General features: G+C 60.2%; 1 protein-coding gene and 1 pseudogene. Both read right to left on the minus strand.

Going from position 1 to position 703, the window contains the following annotated elements; translation table 11 throughout:
• Positions 1–247 (minus strand): annotated as a pseudogene (locus tag CAPSK01_RS22275) (hypothetical protein); the annotation flags it as partial.
• On the minus strand, positions 222–703 hold a 482-nt coding region (locus CAPSK01_RS07735), incomplete at its 5' end, for a hypothetical protein (protein ID WP_273703287.1). The gene CAPSK01_RS07735 and the pseudogene CAPSK01_RS22275, both read right to left, overlap by 26 nt.

Consider the following 703-nt stretch of genomic DNA (forward strand, 5'->3'; position numbering starts at 1 on the left):
AAACGCTGCTCCCCGTGACCGTGAATCCGCCGCTCGTTCGAGCAACCGCCACGCGGGTGTAGGTGGCGTAGGCCGCTGTCTGCACCTCGTTCGATGTTTGCGTGCCGGAATCTAGCGGATCTCCGGTATGCAGCGCGCAATACAGGTTGGACATCGACCCGGTTGCCGACGCGAACAAAGAATCTGAAGTGGCATTGAATAGCAGCTTCAAAATAGCGTTTTCAAGGTAGTCCGATTTGCCGGCCATAGTGAATCCCTTCTAGGTGGTGCGACAGGTTGTCGACCAGGTTTACAATCCTCTGCAGATTGGTTGTCAATGTCTTCAGCTTCATGGCACCCTCACTGTGCATTGCGAGGTCGCTATCCGGACGACTGCGCGCGGCGTGTCTATCCGGCAGAACACCGAGCCGGACGCGCGGCTGGCTGGCACGGCGGTAGATGCTGACCCACTGCACGGCGTGATCGAAATTGTCGGAAGCGCCCCAGAGCACGAAGCCGCGCCAGACGCACTGCTCAGCGACGCGAATAAGCTGATGCCCTGCAACGCCCCGGTAGCCGCCGCATTTCCTGTAGCGCCCCCAGTCGGAGCGGACAGGCTGATCTGCGACAGCACTCCGTTTGCCACCGTGCCCGCACCAGAAAATGCGGTGCCTGTAGGAGGTGCGATCGATAGCCCCGAAATCGCCCCACTTGCGACGCAAGA

Origin of the sequence: Candidatus Accumulibacter vicinus (assembly GCF_000584955.1) — a bacterium.
In the GTDB taxonomy this organism is placed as follows: Bacteria; Pseudomonadota; Gammaproteobacteria; order Burkholderiales; family Rhodocyclaceae; genus Accumulibacter; species Accumulibacter vicinus.